This window comes from Allobosea sp. TBD101, from assembly GCF_059817965.1.
The window spans coordinates 3,046,018-3,062,467 of sequence record NZ_CM187543.1 but is presented as its reverse complement, the minus strand read 5'-3'; the positions used below and the strand labels follow the sequence as shown (position 1 = coordinate 3,062,467).

The following is a 16,450-nucleotide window of genomic DNA, read 5'->3' as shown; positions in this document are numbered from 1 at the left end:
CATCACGTATTCATGGTGCTATCTGGCGTTGCCGCTGGTTCGACGGCGCCGCGTTTGAGGCTGGACGCGCTCGAATGCGCCGGCGTCCTTGAGGCGCATCAAACCGTAGCCTGCCATGGCGAGGGCCGTCGCCGGGGCGCCCAGGCGCGAGACCAGCATGGTCAGGCCCACGGCGATCGGGCGCGGATAGCGGCCTGACGCGGCCTCGACTACGAACCAGGCCCCGAGGGCGTGGACCAAGAGCTTCATCATCACTTCCTGCTCGTCGTTTCAGGGCCTCGAACAACGCCGGGGCGACGCCCGCAATTCGTCGGCTCTCCCATAACGGGGTGAAGCCGCCCTGGTTCCCGTGGTCGAACCTCGCCTGAGGCCAATGCAGAGCTGGCCGGCGGTCTCGTATCATCGAAAACGTTGACGCGCGGCCTGCGCATGGGCTCTTAAGGGCCGAGACCTTTTTGGCCCGTGATTTTTCCGGCCGGGGCAGGTTCCCCGGCCTTTCTGCGTTCGAGCGATGCGATGATGGACAAGACTTTCGAACCGGCCGCCGTCGAGGCCCGGATCAGCAAGGCCTGGGACGAGGCTGAGGCCTTCAAGGCGGGCAGGGGCGCGGCCCCCGGCGCCGAGCCCTACTGCATCGTGATTCCGCCGCCGAACGTCACCGGCTCGCTGCATATGGGCCACGCGCTCAACAACACGCTCCAGGACGTGCTCTGCCGCTTCGAGCGCCTGCGCGGCAAGGACGTGCTCTGGCAGCCCGGCACCGACCATGCCGGCATCGCGACGCAGATGGTCGTCGAGCGCAAGCTTGCCGCCGAGAACCGTACTGACCGCCGCAGCATGGGCCGCGAGGCCTTCCTCGCCGAGGTCTGGAAGTGGAAGGAGGAGTCCGGCGGCACGATCGTCAACCAGCTCCGCCGCCTCGGCGCCTCCTGCGACTGGTCGCGCGAGCGCTTCACCATGGACGAGGGACTCTCGGCCGCCGTCCTCAAGGTCTTCGTCGGGTTGCACAAGCAGGGCCTGGTCTACCGCGCCAAGCGGCTGGTGAACTGGGACCCGAAATTCCAGACCGCGATCTCGGATCTCGAGGTTCTGCAGGTCGAGAAGACCGGCACGTTCAAATGGCAGCGCGGCGGCGAGGACGAATTCGACGCGGCCAAGCTCGACAAGGCGCTGAGCCGCGATCCGAACGGCCATCTCTATTATTTCAACTATCCGCTCGAAGGCGCGACCTATGACGCCGACGACGCCTCGACCTTCATCACCGTGGCGACGACGCGCCCGGAGACGATGCTCGGCGATACCGGCGTCGCGGTTCACCCCGACAACGAGACGATCGGCCATCTGATCGGCCGCAAGGCGGTGCTGCCGCTGGTCGGCCGGGTGATCCCGATCTTCGGCGACGACTATGCCGATCCCGAGAAGGGCACCGGCGCGGTCAAGATCACGCCGGCCCATGACTTCAACGATTTCGAGGTCGGCAAGCGCCACCAGCTCGACGTCGTCAATATCCTCGACGGCGAGGCGCGCATCCTGCTCGCCGGCAACGAGGATTTCCTGGCCGGTGCCAAGCCGGAGGCCGAGACGCTCGCGCTCGACGGCGCCGACCGCTTCGTCGCGCGCCGCCGCGTCGTCGAGATGATGGCTGCGCGTGGCCTGCTGGTGAAGGTCGAGCCGAACACCCATACCGTGCCCCATGGCGACCGCTCGGATGTCGTGATCGAGCCCTGGCTGACCGACCAGTGGTATGTCGACGTCAAGCCGCTGGCGCAGCGCTCGATCAAGGCGGTGCAGGACGGGCGCACCAAGTTCACGCCCGAGAACTGGACCAAGGTCTATTACGACTGGCTGGAGAATATCGAGCCCTGGTGCGTCTCGCGCCAGCTCTGGTGGGGCCACCAGATCCCGGCCTGGTACGGGCCGGATGGCGAGGTCTTCGTCGCCGAGTCGGAAGCCGAGGCGCAGACGCTGGCGATGGCGCATTACGGCGACACCGTCGCGCTGACGCGCGACGAGGACGTGCTCGACACCTGGTTCTCCTCGGCGCTCTGGCCGTTCTCGACCCTGGGCTGGCCCGAACAGACGACCGAGCTGAAGCATTATTACCCGACGGCGACGCTGGTCACCGCCTTCGACATCATCTTCTTCTGGGTCGCCCGGATGATGATGATGGGCCTCAACTTCATGGACGAGGTGCCGTTCAAGGACGTCTACATCCACGCCATCGTTCGCGACGAGAAGGGCGCGAAGATGTCGAAGTCGAAGGGCAACGTCATCGATCCGCTGACGCTCGTCGACAAGTACGGCGCCGATGCCCTGCGCTTCACGCTGTCGGCCATGGCGGCACAGGGCCGCGACATCAAGCTCAGCACGCAGCGCGTCGAGGGCTACCGCAACTTCGCGACCAAGATCTGGAACGCCGCGCGTTTCGCCGAATTGAACGGCTGCGCCCGTGCCGAAGGTTTCGATCCGGCATCCGTCAAGCAGCCGCTCAACCGCTGGATCCTCAGCGAGGCGGCTCAGGCGGCCGAGGAGATCGCGGCCGGCATTCCGAGCTTCAGGTTCAACGAGGCGGCCGGCGCGGCCTATCGCTTCGTCTGGAATCAGTTCTGCGACTGGTATCTCGAACTCGCCAAGCCCGTGCTGCAGGGCGAGGGCGTCGATGCCGCAGCCCGCGCCGAGACGCAGGCGACGGTCGCCTACGTCATTGACCTGATCTGCCAGCTCCTGCATCCGTTCATGCCGTTCCTCACCGAGGAGCTCTGGGCGCAGAAGGCCGAGGCCGGCGCGCCGCGCAAGCTCGCGGCCGGCGATGCCTCGCTGGTCTGCCTGACCCGCTGGCCTGATCTCTCGGCGCTCAAGGATGCGGCGGCGGAGGCCGAGATCGGCTTCGTCGTCGACCTGATCTCGGATATCCGCTCGGTCCGCTCGGAGGTCAACGTGCCTGCCGGCACGCAGGCCCCGCTCGTCCTCGTCAACGCTTCGGCCGCGACGCGGGCGACGATCGAGAGCTGGCGCCCGATGATCGAGCGGCTGGCCCGCGTCTCCGACATCGGTTTCGAGACGGCGGCGCCGGCCCAGTCGGCCCAGATCATCGTGCGCGGCGAGGTCGCGGCCCTGCCGCTCGCCGGGCTGATCGATCTCGACGCCGAGCGCTCGCGCCTGACCAAGGAACTGGCCAAGCTCGATCAGGATATCGCGGTCGTCGAGAAGAAGCTCGGCAACCCCGATTTCATGGCCCGCGCGCCGGAGGAGATCGTCGAGGAGAACCGCGATCGCAAGGCGGCGGCCGAGGCCCGCAAGCTCAAGGTCGCCGAAGCTTTGGCGCGGCTGGCCTGACGTAGCGCTGCCGGCTCGGCGCGTGATCCGTCCCGTCATGCTCGCCCTTGTGGCGAGCATCCACGTCTTGAACACGGCTTGCGATCGACGAAGACGTGGATGGTCGGGACAAGCCCGACCATGACAGGGTGTGGTCGGATTCCCGCTGGTGACGACGCATTCCGGTCACGCCTCTGTCGTCAAATTGACGTTGATCCAAGAGAGGACTGGCATTCTCTCGCGGACCCCGCTTAGATGCGCCCGACGCAAACCCGCCATGCAGAACGCGTGGCGGCACAAGGACCGGCTGTTCAGAACCCATGCTCAAGCGAGCCTATGACTGGTGCGTTTCATACGCCTCCCATCCTGCCGCCCCGTGGCTGCTCTTCGGCATCACCTTCATCGAAAGCTCGTTCAGCCCGCTGCCGCCGATTCCGCTGCTGATTCCGATGTGCATCGCCCGGCCGGACCGGGCCTGGTTCTATGCCGGCATCTGCTCGCTGGGCGCCGTGCTCGGCGGCTATCTCGGCTATGCCATCGGCGCGCTGCTCTATGAATCGGTCGGCGCCTGGCTGATCGGCATCTATGGCCTGCAGGACAAGGCGGCCAGCCTGATCGCGACCTCGCAGGACTACTGGTTCTGGGTGCTCGTCACCAAGGGCCTGACGCCGATCCCGTTCAAGATCGTCACGATCATGTCCGGCTTCCTGCATTTCGACCTGTGGAAGTTCACGATCGGCATGGTCGTCTCGCGTGCGACCTTCTTCCTGATGATCGCGGTGGCGCTGCGCTACTATGGCGACGACATCCGCATCTTCATCGAGAAGCACTTGCCGATGACGGCGCTGGCCCTCGTCGTGGTCATCGTCGGCGGCTTCTTCGTGCTGCCGCTGGTTCTGTGATCTGCCGCAGCGTCAGCTTCTCGCCGGAAACTTTGTGACATCGGCGCAACACTCCGGCGGGAACGGTGTCCGGTACCGCCCCAGCTCCCCCAATCGCCAAGAAGCCGCCACAAACGAAGCCCAGCAAAACGCTGCGTTAAGTGCCTGAGATCTATCGAAATCGGGGGTAACGCGCGGAACCCGCAGGGGTTCCGGACCTATTTCAGGTTTTCAGGGGCGCGATTGCCCCCGGCAGGCTTGGCGTGGCACATCTTCGCGCCGTGCTGATCGGGGGACAGGACGAGTGGCGATGGACGGGCGTGTGTACGACAAGTCGAGGCTGCCGAGCCGCCATGTGAGCGTCGGCCCGGCCAAGGCCCCGCACCGTTCCTATTATTACGCGATGGGCATGACCGCGAAGCAGATCGCGCAGCCCTTCGTCGGCGTCGCCTCCTGCTGGAATGAGGCCGCCCCCTGCAACATCTCGCTGATGCGCCAGGCCCAGGCCGTGAAGAAGGGCGTCGCCTCCGCCAGCGGCACGCCGCGCGAGTTCTGCACCATCACCGTGACCGACGGCATCGCCATGGGCCACCAGGGCATGAAGTCGTCGCTCGCCTCGCGCGAGGTCATCGCCGACTCGGTCGAGCTCACCATGCGCGGCCATTGCTACGATGCGCTGGTCGGCCTCGCCGGCTGCGACAAGTCGCTGCCCGGCATGATGATGGCGATGGTGCGCCTCAACGTGCCCTCGATCTTCATCTATGGCGGCTCGATCCTGCCCGGCACCTTCAAGGGCCGTCCCGTGACCGTGCAGGACGTCTTCGAGGCAGTCGGCAAGCATTCGGTCGGCGCCATGTCCGACGAGGACCTGAAGGAGCTGGAGGAGGCTGCGTGCCCGTCCGCGGGTTCCTGCGGCGCCCAGTTCACCGCCAACACCATGGCGACGGTCGCCGAGGCGATCGGCTTGGCGCTGCCCTATAGCTGCGGCGCGCCGGCCCCCTACGATGTCCGCGACACCTTCTGCTACACCGCCGGCGAGATGGTGATGGAGCTGATCGCGAAGAACATCCGCCCGCGCGACATCGTCACCCGCAAGGCGCTGGAGAATGCCGCGATGGTCGTCGCCGCGACCGGCGGCTCGACCAATGGCGCGCTGCATCTGCCGGCGATCGCGCATGAATGCGGCATCGATTTCGACCTGTTCGAGGTCGCCGAGATCTTCAAGAAGACGCCTTACATCGCCGACCTGAAGCCGGGCGGAAAATACGTCGCCAAGGACATGTTCGAGGTCGGCGGCATCCCGCTCGTGATGAAGAGCCTGCTCGATGCCGGCTACCTTCATGGCGACTGCATGACCGTCACCGGCCGCACCATCGCCGAGAACATGGCCTCGGTGAAGTGGAACGACCAGCAGGACGTGGTCTACCGCGCCGACAAGCCGATCACGGTCACCGGCGGCGTCGTCGGGCTGCAGGGCAATCTGGCGCCGGAAGGCGCGATCGTGAAGATCGCCGGCATGCCCGAGGACCAGCTCGTCTTCACCGGTCCGGCGCGCTGCTTCGACCGCGAGGAGGACGCCTTCGAGGCCGTCCGGAACCGGACCTACAAAGAAGGCGACGTGCTGGTCATCCGCTACGAGGGCCCCAAGGGCGGCCCCGGCATGCGCGAGATGCTGTCGACCACCGCCGCGCTCTACGGCCAGGGCATGGGCGACAAGGTCGCGCTCATCACCGACGGCCGATTCTCGGGTGCGACCCGTGGTTTCTGCGTCGGCCATGTCGGGCCTGAAGCCGCTGTCGGCGGCCCGATCGGCCTGATCCGCGACGGCGACATCATCGAACTCGACGCCATCACAGGAAAGCTCGCAGTCCGCCTTTCTGATGCCGAACTTGAAGCGCGTCGTAAGGACTGGAAACCACGCAAGACCGACTACAATTCCGGCGCGCTGTGGAAATACGCGCAGACGGTCGGCTCCGCCAAAGGCGGTGCCGTCACCCACCCAGGAGGGGCGGCCGAGACCCATTGCTATGCGGATATCTAGCCCAACCATAGCATGCCTGTTCCTGTTGCTGGGCGGACATCAGGCCGTCCTGGCGCAGGACTTTTCAGGCGCCAAGCCGCTGCCGCCGCGCGCCATTCCTAGCGCGGCGCTGCCGGAGCCGGACGATTCCGTGCTTGGCTCGGACGCGGCAGCCGTCGCTCCCGGCCCTGACACGCCCACGGCCCATGCCGCGCTGCCGCTCGTGCCCTTCACCAGCGCGCGCGACGCGCTCAAGGCCTGGATGCGCGATTCCACCGCCGGCAATAAGGTCGGCGCCGTCCGCGCGCTCGAGTACGCGGCTTCGCAGGGCCATCTCACGGCGCAGTACAAGCTCGGCCGGATGTATGCCGGTGGCGAGGGCGTCCCGACCAATGATCTCAAGGCTTTCGAGTATTTTTCGAAGATCGCCGACGAGAACGCCGACGCGATGCCCGGCACCGCCGACGGGCGCCTTGTCGGCAGCGCCTTCGTGGCGCTCGGCAACTATTTCTCGGACGGGATCAAGGGCAGCTATGTGAAGCCCAACCCGGACCGCGCCTTCGACATGTTCCACTACGCCGCCTCCTATTTCGGCGACCCGGACGGCCAGTACAACCTCGCCCGCCTCTACATGACCGGGCAGGGTGCAAATCGCGACCGGCGCCAGGCGGCGCGCTGGATGAAGCTGGCGGCCGAGAAAGGCCATGCGCCCGCGCGTGCCGCCTTCGGCGAGATGCTGCTGCGCGGCGGCGAGGGCGTGCCCCGCCAGCCGGTTCTCGGCCTGATGTGGCTCGCCATGGCGCGCGAGGGCGCCGATCCGACCCGTGAGGCCTGGATCATCGAGCGGCACGACGTGGCTTTCGCATCCGCCTCGGCGGGCGATCGTTCGGCGGCGCTGGCCTTGGTCGAGCGTCATCATCCGGCGAGCTCGCGCAGCGTCGTCGCCCCGCAGAACTGAGCTTTGGCTTTCAACGGACCGGCTACGTCATTCCGAGCTTGACCCGGAATCCATCATAGAACGCAACACCCTTCGATGGATTCCGGATCGGCGCCGCTGACGCGGCTTGTCCGGACGACGGCAGCAAACGATGCTGCCGAACTTCGCGTTCGTCCTCAGTGCAAGTCGATCATCACCGGGACATGGTCCGAGGGCTTGTCCCAGCCACGGACATGCTTGGCGATCTTGACGCCCGATAGCCGGTCCGCCGCCTGCGGCGACAGCAGCAGATGGTCGATGCGGATGCCGTTGTTCCGCTGCCAGGCGCCGGCCTGATAGTCCCAGAAGGTGTAGAGCCCCGGCGCATCGGTCGTGCTGCGCAGGGCCTCGGTCAGGCCGAGATTCGTCAGGCCTCGGAAGGCGGCGCGCGTCTGCGGCAGGAATAGCGCATCGCTCACCCAGGCGGCCGGATCGCGGGCGTCGCGCGGCTCGGGAATGACGTTGTAGTCGCCGGCCAGCACCAGCGGCTCCTCATGCTCCAGCAACATCCGCGCATGGGCTGTGAGCCGCTGCATCCAGCCGAGCTTGTAGGGGTATTTCTCGGTATTGGGTGGGTTGCCGTTCGGCAGGTAGATCGAGGCGACGCGCACCACACCGTCGCCGAGCGGCAGCACGCCTTCGAGATAGCGCGCCTGCTCGTCGCCATCGTCGCCCGGCAGGCCGCGCCGGACATCCTCCAGCCGCGCGCGGCTGATGATCGCGACCCCGTTGAAGGTCTTCTGCCCGTGGGTCTCGACCTGCCAGCCGGCGGCCTCGATCTCGGCGCGCGGGAAATCGGCGTCCACGCACTTGATCTCCTGCAGGCAGAGCGCGTCGGGCTCGGCCTCCCCGAGGAAGTCGAGGAGATGGCCGAGGCGCTGCCTGACCGAATTGACGTTCCAGGTGGCGATCCGCACGAGACGCTCCGATTCAGACGAGCCGCAGGATAAGCGGCACGGCCGCCGCCAAGGCAAGCCGGTTTCGACCGCAAACGAAAAACTCCCCGCATCGCTGCGGGGAGTCCTTGTCTGCGATGGTGCTGTCGCCTCGTGTCAGGGGCAGGCGCGGACGACGCCGCGCGCGGCGATATAGGTCCCGGTCTCCGGGTTGTAGCTCTTGTAGCGGCGCGAGCAGTAGGCGACCGCGTCGGTGTCCTCGACGCTGTAGCCATAGGCGCGGGGCACGGCCGGGGCATAGACCACCGGCGGCTCGACATAGACCGGGGCCGGCGGGGGATAATAGTAGACAGGCGGCGGAGGCGGGGCGGCCAAGGCGCCGGCAGCGAGCGCTCCGCCGATGACGCCAGCCGCAATGCCGGCGCCGATCGCCGGGCCACGGCGGTAGCCGTAATAGCGCGGGCCATAGCCGTAGCGGCCATAGTACTGCACGGTCTGGACGAGATCGCTGCCGGGCTGCGCCGTCGCTACGGCGGCAGTTGCAGGAGCCAGCGGGGCGGCCACGGCCGGCAGGGCGAGTAGGGTGCCACCGACAAGGGCGGCGGCGACGGCGAGCGTCCTGATCACGACGAAACTCCTCTGCGATTCCTGGCGAGCGGAACTCCGCATGTTCCCCCGTTTGGATTCGAATGTAGCGGCCCACTGACCTCAGGGGAAGTTAGCAGTCAATCCGGGCATAAATGGGCCGTCACGCTCCCGTCGCTTTTACGCTCGAAAGCAACGCCGAAGCGCTTGCGCAGACTGAATTTCCTCGCCATCTAGCGCTGCGAGCGCATAGCGACAATTTATTCGAAGGATCGGAAACCGACCATGGCGCAACCGCGCGACCCGTCCGCCCAACCCGCCGCGCTTGGCCCGATGAAGCCGCTGCCGGCCATCATCTTCAGCTCGCGCTGGCTGCAGCTGCCGCTCTATATCGGCCTCATCGTGGCGCAGTGCGTCTATGTCTTCCTGTTCCTCAAGGAGCTCTGGCACCTCGTCACCCATGCCTTTGACTTCAGCGAGCAGCAGATCATGCTGGTCGTGCTGGGGCTGATCGACGTGGTGATGATCTCGAACCTGCTGATCATGGTGATCGTCGGCGGCTACGAGACCTTCGTCTCGCGCCTGCGGCTCCAGGGCCATCCCGACCAGCCGGAATGGCTGAGCCACGTCAATGCCAGCGTGCTCAAGATCAAGCTCGCCATGGCGATCATCGGCATCTCGTCGATCCACCTGCTCAGGACCTTCATCGAGGCCGGCAATATCGGCATCGCCGGCAAGACCGCGAGCTACACCGAAGCCGGCGTGCTGCTGCAGACGCTGATCCATGTCGTCTTCATCCTCTCGGCCATTGGCATCGCCTGGGTCGACAAGATGACCGCGGCGCCCGGCAAGGCGCACTGACCCGGACGCCGAAACAGAAACGCCCCGCCGATCCGGCAGGGCGTTTTGCATTTTAGGCGGGGTCTCTGTGCGGCTTACTGGCCGCGCCCGCTGCGAGCGGCGAAACGGATCGCCTCCTCGGCGGCGCGGAACAGGGCCTTGGCCTTGTTGATGCACTCCTCCTGCTCGGAGGCCGGGTTCGAATCGTAGACGATGCCGGCGCCGGCCTGGACATGCATGCGCCCGTCCTTGACCACGGCCGTGCGCAGAACGATGCAGGTATCCATCTCACCATTGGCGCCGAAATAGCCGATGCAGCCGGCATAGGCGCCGCGTGCATCGCGCTCCAGCTCGTCGATGATCTCCATCGCTCGGACTTTTGGCGCGCCCGAGACCGTTCCGGCCGGGAAGCCTGCGATCAAGGCACCGAGCGAATCGTGCTTCGGGTCGATCTTGCCTTCGACATTCGAGACGATGTGCATGACTTGGCTGTAGCGCTCGATGAAGAACGAATCGGTGACCTTGACCGTACCGATCTCGGCGACGCGGCCGACATCGTTGCGCCCGAGATCGAGCAGCATCAGGTGCTCGGCGCGCTCCTTCGGATCGGCCAGCAGCTCCTCGGCGAGGGCATTGTCCTCGGCCTCGGTCGCGCCGCGCCGCCGCGTGCCGGCGATCGGCCGGATCGTGACCGTATCGTCGCGCAGCCGGACGAGAATCTCGGGGCTCGAGCAGACGATCTGGAAGTCGCCGAAATCGAGATAGCACAGGAACGGCGCCGGATTGACCCGCCGCAGCGCCCGGTAAAGCGCGAAAGGCGGCAGCGCGAAAGGCGCCTCGAAGCGCTGCGACAGCACGACCTGGAAGATGTCGCCGGCGCGGATGTACTCCTTCGCCTTGTCGACCATCTCCAGATACTCGGCCTCGCTCGTGTTCGAGGTCGTGGCCGGGACCGGGAGGTTGGCGATGTCGATCTCGGCCTCGGCGGGGAGGGCGCCTTCCAACGCCCGCACCACGGCCTCCAGCCGCTCCTGCGCTCGCTCATAGGCATGGCGCGCGCCGACGCCGGGCATGTGCCGGACCGGCGTGACGACATGGATCTCGTCGCGCACCGCGTCGAACACCACCATCAGCGTCGGCCGCGTCAGGATCGCGTCGGGCACGCCGGTGCCGGTCTCCTTCGGCTCGGGCAGACGCTCCATCAGGCGGACCATGTCGTAGCCGAGATAGCCGAACACGCCGGACGCCATCGGCGGCAGGCCCTCGGCCTCCGGAATGGCGCTCTCTTCCAGAAGCGCGCGCAGGCTCTCGAAAGCCGGGCGCGGATCGTCGAGGAAGCTCTCGCCCAGAGCCGTGCGGCAGAGCGAGGCCTGGCCGTGATGGCAGCGCCAGATCAGGTCCGGCTCCAGCCCGATCATCGAATAGCGGCCGCGCACGGCGCCGCCCTCGACCGATTCGAGCAGGAAGGCCGGGCCGGTCGTGGCATGGCGCAGCTTCAGGAAGGCGGCGACCGGCGTCTCGCAATCGCCGACCAGCACCTGCCGCAGCAATTGCGGGGCGCCGGTCTCGTAAGCCTGCGCGAAGTGCTCGAACTCCTGGAGCGGCTGCATCGTCAGTTCTGTGCCCCGCCGGTCGCGTTGCGGAAGGCGGCCTCGTTGATGCTGACGCCGAGCTCGGCCTGCCGCTTGGCGACATATTGCAGCAGGATGTCCTCGCTGACGTTCTGCGAGAGCAGGCGCTCGAAATTGCCGGCCTCCTGCGTCGTGCGGACGTAAGGCGCGACGGTCGCGGAATCGACCTTGAACAGGATGCGCCCGCCATCGGTGCCGGCGGCCGAGTTGCTCTTGCCAGCGGCGGTGCCGAAGACCTGGGCGACGACCGTGCCCGGCAGCTCCGGACGCTGGTCCTGCCGGCTCAGATCGGCCGCGGTTTCGATGGTCAGGCCGGCTGAAGCCGCGACCGCGTCGAAGTTCTCGCCCTTGTCGAGGCGCTCGATGAGCTCGCGCGCCTTGGCCGAGAGCTTCGTCGCGGTCTCGTCGGCGCGCCACTGCTTCTCGACATCGGCCTTGACCTCGTCGAAGCCGCGTTCGCGCGCCGGATCGATCTTGGTGACGTCGAACCAGACATAGCCGGAATTGCGGGGTAGGCGGATCGCCTCGTTGTCGACGCCGATATCGGAGCGGAAGATCGCCTGCAGCGTCGAATCGCCGCCCGGCAGAGCCTCCTCGCGCGAGCCGTCGGGCCTACCGAGACCGGCATTCATCGGGCCGGCCGTGCGCAGCGTCAGATTGAGCTCCTTGGCGATCTCGGCGAGCGGCCTGGCCGCGGCGCGCTGATCCTCGACCTTGTCGTGCAGCTCGGTGACCTGGGCGGCGGCGCGGCTCGTCGCCAGATACTGCTTCACCTCGGCCGCGACCTCCTCGAACGGGCGCACATGCGCGCTGTCGACCTTGGTGACGCGCAGCAGCACCGTACCGAACGCGCCCGTGACCGGGGCGCTGACAGCGCCTTCCTCGAGCGCGAAGGCGGCATCGCGCACGGCAGGGTCGATCATCTGCTCGCGGGTGAAGGTGCCGAGCGTCAGGCTGTTGAAGGCGACGTTCCGCTCGGTCGCGATCTCGTCGAAGGTCTCGCCGCCGTCGATCTTGGCCTTGGCGGCTTGCGCTTCCTCGGCGTTCGGGAACGGAATCTGCTGGACGGTGCGCAGCTCGGCGGCGGTGAAGCGCTGGGCCTTGGTCGCCTCGTAGCGCGCCTTGGCCTCGTCGTCGGTGACCTTGGCGGGGTCGGCCAGCGTCTCGGCCGTAATCGAGAGAATGGCGGCCGTGCGGAATTCCGGGGCGCGGAACGCGATCTTGCGATCGTTGAAGAAGCTCTTGAGCTGGTCCTCGGTCGGGGCGGCGATCTCGCCGGCCGCGCTCGCCGGCATGCGAGCGAAGGTGATCGAGCGCTTCTCGTTGCGCAGGCGGTTGCCGACCTCCTGCAGGGCGAGCGGGGCGGCGAGGCCGCCGACGACCATCTCCGAAAGCTGCTGGCGCAGGATCGTCGAGCGCTGGAGCGCGACATAGCTCTGCTCGGTATAGCCGTTCGAGCGCAGCAATTCGTTGAACCGGGCCGAGGAGAACTGGCCGGAGGCGTCACGGAAGACCTGGTCGTCGAAGATCAGGTTGCGGATGGTCTCGTCGGAGACCGCGAGCCGCATGCCCTGCGCCGTCTGGTCGAGCGTCGCCTCGGTCAGCAGGCGCGACAGCACCTGGCGGTCGAGACCGAGCGCGCGCGCCATCTCGGGCGAGATCTGCCGGCGCTGCTGGCGGATCAGGTTCTGGATCTCGTTCTGATAGGCGGTGCGCATCTGCTCGAGGCCGATCTCGGTCTTGCCGACCTTGGCCACCTCGTTTCGGCCATAGCCGCGGAAGATGTCGCCGACGCCCCAGATGGCGAAGGAAATGATGAGGAAGCCGAACATGATGGCGATCACGATCTTCCCGAGGAGACCCTGACCCGCCTTGCGGATGCCCTGCATCATCATCGAAGCTGTCTTTCCCTGAACCTGTCCGTGGCGCGGAAACGGGTCCGCGCGCGTATTTGCCGGCGCTGCTTATAGGAACCGGCGGCGAAAGCCGCAATCGCCGTCGCAATTCCGATGCGGCTTCGCACGCGATTGCGGCGCCGGCCCGGCATTGCTAGAGCCGGGGAAAGGATTTCAGGAGGATCGACGTGACGCGCAGCATCAAGCCGCTGGTGGCGGGCAACTGGAAGATGAACGGCCTCAAGGCCGACCTCGCCATCGCGGCCGAGGTCGCCAAGGGCTATGACGCCGCGCTGAAGCCGGCTGTCGATCTCGCGATCTGCCCGCCTTCCAGCCTGCTCTTCGCTGCCACCGCTGCGCTGATCGGCTCGCGCATCGCGACCGGCGGGCAGGATTGCAGCACGCAGGCCTCCGGCGCCTTCACCGGCGAGGTCTCCGCCGCGATGCTGGCTGACGCCGGTGCGAGCTTCTGCATCGTCGGCCATTCCGAGCGCCGCACGCTCCATGGTGAGACCAACGCGACCGTCAAGGCCAAGGCCGAGGCCGCGCAGAAGGCGCTGCTGGTGCCGATCGTCTGCGTCGGCGAGACCAGGGACGAGCGCGAGGCCGGCAAGGCGCTCGCCGTCGTGAAGAAACAGCTCCGCGGCTCGGTGCCGGATGGCGCCACCGCGGCGACGCTCGTCGTCGCCTATGAGCCGGTCTGGGCGATCGGCACGGGGCTCACGCCGACCGCCGCCGATGTCGCCGAGATGCATGAGGCGATCCGCGCCGAACTCGGCCGTCTCCTCGGCAAGCAGGCCGCTTCCGGCGTCCGTCTGCTCTATGGCGGCTCGGTCAAGCCCTCGAACGCCGCCGAACTGATGAATGTCGCCCATGTCGACGGCGCGCTCGTCGGCGGCGCCAGCCTCAAGGCCGAGGAATTCCTGGCGATCGCCCGGGCCTGCGCCGGCTGAACACTCCCGCGTGAATAGGCCGGCACGCAGGGGTGGCGCTGCCGGTCCACGCATGTTATGTGCCGCGCCGAATTCGCCTCGATCTTCGAGGAGGAGCGGGTGGCCCTTGGCGGCGGCCCGCGCCATGCCCATTTTCGTGAGACCATGCAGAACGTTCTCATCGTCATCCACCTGATCATCGTCGTCGCGCTCGTCGGCGTCGTGCTGTTGCAGCGCTCCGAAGGCGGCGGCCTCGGCATGGGTTCGGGCGGCGGAGGCGGCGTCGGGGGCTTCATGACCGGCCGCGGCCAGGCCAATGCCCTGACCCGGGCGACGGCGATCCTTGCCGGCCTGTTCTTCCTGACCTCGATCGTGCTCGCGGTGATGGCCAATACCGGCCGCACGCAGCGCTCGATCATCGACGGCGCGCCTGCGACCTCGGCTCCGGCTACCCCCGGCGCGCCGGCTGGCCCGAGCGCCCCGAATGCCGGCGGCGTGCTCGATCAGCTGCGCCAGTTGCAGAACCAGAATCAGGGCGGTGCACAGCCGCCGACGCCGCCAGCGGCGCCGCAGCAGTAAGACAGGGTACGGGCCGGGAAACCGGCCCTTCTCTTTTGAGTTGGGAGAGGCCGGGCGACCGGCCTTCTCTTTTGTGGACAAGCGCGCAGGGCAAGGCGGGACTGCTCAGAACGCGCTTAGCGAATCGAACCCGTGGCGATAGAGGTGACCTCCCATGACGCGGTATGTTTTCATCACCGGCGGCGTGGTGTCTTCGCTTGGCAAAGGCCTGGCGGCGGCGGCTCTCGCAGCCCTTCTCCAGGCGCGCGGCCATACGGTCCGCCTGCGCAAGCTCGACCCCTACCTGAACGTCGATCCGGGCACGATGAGCCCGTATCAGCACGGTGAGGTCTTCGTCACCGACGACGGCGCCGAGACCGATCTCGACCTCGGCCATTACGAGCGCTTCACCGGCCGGCCCTGCAACAAGGGCGACAACATCACCACCGGCCGCATCTACATGGACATCCTGACCAAGGAGCGCCGGGGGGACTATCTCGGCGCGACGATCCAGGTCGTCCCGCATGTCACCAATGCCATCAAGGAATTCATCCTGACCGGCAACGAGGGCTATGACTTCACGCTGGTCGAGATCGGCGGCACGGTCGGCGACATCGAGAGCCTGCCCTTCCTGGAAGCTATCCGCCAGACCAACCAGCAGCTCCCGCGCGGCCAGTGCATCTTCGTGCACCTGACGCTGCTGCCCTATATCCCGACCGCCGGCGAATTGAAGACCAAGCCGACCCAGCATTCGGTCGCCGAATTGCGCTCGATCGGCATCCAGCCCGACATCCTGCTCTGCCGCACCGACCGCGAGATTCCGCGCGAGGAGCGCCGCAAGCTCGCACTGTTCTGCAATGTCCGCGAGACCGCGGTGATCGAGGCCCGCGACGTCGCCTCGATCTACGACGTGCCGCTCTCCTACCACGCCGAGGGGCTCGACACCGAGGTGCTCGCCGCCTTCGGCATGGACGCCAAGCCCGAGCCCGACGTCACCAACTGGAAGCGCATCTCCGACCGGGTGAAGAACCCCGAGGGCGAGGTCACCATCGCCGTCGTCGGCAAATATACCGGCATGAAGGACGCCTATAAGTCCCTCATCGAGGCGCTGACCCATGGCGGCATCGCCAACAATGTGAAGGTCAATCTCGACTGGATCGAGTCGGAGGTCTTCGAGAAGGAGGACCCGGCGCCCTTCCTCGAGCATGTCCACGGCATCCTCGTGCCCGGCGGCTTCGGCCATCGCGGCGCCGAGGGCAAGATCAAGGCGGCGACCTTCGCGCGCAACCGCAAGGTGCCGTATTTCGGCATCTGCTTCGGCATGCAGATGGCGGTGATCGAGGCGGCGCGTTCGCTCGCCGGCATCGAGAACGCCAACTCGACCGAGTTCGGCCCGACCTCGGAGCCGGTCGTCGGCCTGATGACCGAGTGGATGCGCGGCAACGAGCTGGAAGAGCGCGCGGCCGGCGGCAATCTCGGCGGCACCATGCGGCTCGGCGCCTATGCCTCGACGCTCGCGGCAGGCTCGAAGATCGCCGAGATCTACGGCTCGACCGAGATCTCCGAGCGCCATCGCCACCGCTACGAGGTGAACATGGGCTACCGCGAGCAGCTGGAGGCCAAGGGCCTGCGCTTTGCCGGGCTCTCGCCCGACGGCCTGCTGCCCGAGACGGTCGAATATCCCGACCATCCCTGGTTCATCGGCGTGCAGTACCATCCCGAGCTGAAGTCGCGCCCCTTCGAGCCGCACCCGCTCTTCGCCAGCTTCATCGAGGCGGCGAAGGCCCAGAGCCGCCTGGTCTGACACAAGAGGTTGTCTGGCAGTTTCGGGCGCTTTCCCGCTCGGAGCCGCCCTTGTCATTCCGGGGCTTCGCGTAAGCGAAGAACCCGAAACCCACGACCGGGCGAGCCGTTTGCAGCC

At 66.9% G+C, this 16,450-nt stretch carries 13 protein-coding genes; 8 read left to right on the top strand and 5 right to left on the bottom strand.

Features of this window, described 5'->3' with window-relative positions; genetic code table 11:
- Positions 1 to 18 precede the first annotated feature (18 nt).
- On the bottom strand, positions 19 to 252 hold the full coding sequence (locus AC6RIC_RS14975; RefSeq protein WP_499732922.1) for a hypothetical protein: 234 nt from the start codon (positions 250 to 252) through the stop codon (positions 19 to 21).
- 264 nt (positions 253 to 516) lie between these two features.
- On the opposite strand from AC6RIC_RS14975, the gene AC6RIC_RS14970 reads away from it, so the two are divergent.
- The 4 genes from AC6RIC_RS14970 (at position 517) to AC6RIC_RS14955 (ending at position 7,174) form a co-directional block, all read left to right on the top strand.
- A complete protein-coding gene (locus AC6RIC_RS14970; RefSeq protein WP_499732921.1) occupies positions 517 to 3,336 on the top strand; it encodes a valine--tRNA ligase in 2,820 nt (939 codons plus the stop codon).
- Between the two features lie 299 nt (positions 3,337 to 3,635).
- A complete protein-coding gene (locus AC6RIC_RS14965) occupies positions 3,636 to 4,217 on the top strand; it encodes a YqaA family protein (RefSeq protein WP_454656999.1) in 582 nt (193 codons plus the stop codon).
- Positions 4,218 to 4,506: 289 nt separating this feature from the next.
- A complete protein-coding gene (gene ilvD / locus AC6RIC_RS14960; RefSeq protein ID WP_499732920.1) occupies positions 4,507 to 6,237 on the top strand; it encodes a dihydroxy-acid dehydratase in 1,731 nt (576 codons plus the stop codon).
- A gap of 25 nt (positions 6,238 to 6,262) precedes the next feature.
- Positions 6,263 to 7,174, top strand: coding sequence for a tetratricopeptide repeat protein (locus tag AC6RIC_RS14955; RefSeq protein WP_499732919.1), 912 nt, complete (start codon positions 6,263 to 6,265; stop codon positions 7,172 to 7,174).
- A 155-nt stretch (positions 7,175 to 7,329) separates the two neighbouring features.
- Here the strand turns inward: AC6RIC_RS14955 and xth are convergent, their stop codons facing one another.
- Entirely contained in the window at positions 7,330 to 8,109 is a 780-nt protein-coding gene (gene xth, locus AC6RIC_RS14950; protein ID WP_499732918.1) for an exodeoxyribonuclease III, read from the bottom strand.
- A 135-nt stretch (positions 8,110 to 8,244) separates the two neighbouring features.
- On the bottom strand, positions 8,245 to 8,715 hold the full coding sequence (locus AC6RIC_RS14945) for a BA14K family protein (protein WP_454656995.1): 471 nt from the start codon (positions 8,713 to 8,715) through the stop codon (positions 8,245 to 8,247).
- Positions 8,716 to 8,958: 243 nt separating this feature from the next.
- Here AC6RIC_RS14945 and AC6RIC_RS14940 point away from each other — a divergent pair, with 243 nt between their 5' ends.
- The gene (locus AC6RIC_RS14940; RefSeq protein WP_454656994.1) at positions 8,959 to 9,534 is read left to right on the top strand and encodes a TIGR00645 family protein; all 576 of its coding nucleotides are present in this window, start codon (positions 8,959 to 8,961) and stop codon (positions 9,532 to 9,534) included.
- A gap of 74 nt (positions 9,535 to 9,608) precedes the next feature.
- On the opposite strand, the gene trpE is transcribed toward AC6RIC_RS14940, so the two are convergent.
- Positions 9,609 to 11,123: an anthranilate synthase component I gene (gene trpE / locus AC6RIC_RS14935; RefSeq protein ID WP_454656993.1), complete on the bottom strand. Its 1,515-nt coding sequence runs from the start codon at positions 11,121 to 11,123 to the stop codon at positions 9,609 to 9,611.
- Between the two features lie 2 nt (positions 11,124 to 11,125).
- The gene (locus AC6RIC_RS14930; RefSeq protein ID WP_499732917.1) at positions 11,126 to 13,039 is read right to left on the bottom strand and encodes a peptidylprolyl isomerase; all 1,914 of its coding nucleotides are present in this window, start codon (positions 13,037 to 13,039) and stop codon (positions 11,126 to 11,128) included.
- 188 nt (positions 13,040 to 13,227) lie between these two features.
- Between AC6RIC_RS14930 and tpiA the strand changes: the two genes are divergently transcribed.
- The 3 genes from tpiA (at position 13,228) to pyrG (ending at position 16,333) form a co-directional block, all read left to right on the top strand.
- Positions 13,228 to 13,992: a triose-phosphate isomerase gene (gene tpiA / locus AC6RIC_RS14925; RefSeq protein WP_499732916.1), complete on the top strand. Its 765-nt coding sequence runs from the start codon at positions 13,228 to 13,230 to the stop codon at positions 13,990 to 13,992.
- A 144-nt stretch (positions 13,993 to 14,136) separates the two neighbouring features.
- Entirely contained in the window at positions 14,137 to 14,550 is a 414-nt protein-coding gene (secG, locus tag AC6RIC_RS14920) for a preprotein translocase subunit SecG (RefSeq protein ID WP_499736609.1), read from the top strand.
- A gap of 154 nt (positions 14,551 to 14,704) precedes the next feature.
- Positions 14,705 to 16,333 carry a CTP synthase gene (gene pyrG, locus AC6RIC_RS14915; protein WP_454656990.1) on the top strand — a complete coding sequence of 543 codons (1,629 nt, stop codon included), beginning with the start codon at positions 14,705 to 14,707 and terminating at the stop codon, positions 16,331 to 16,333.
- Positions 16,334 to 16,450: the final 117 nt, after the last annotated feature.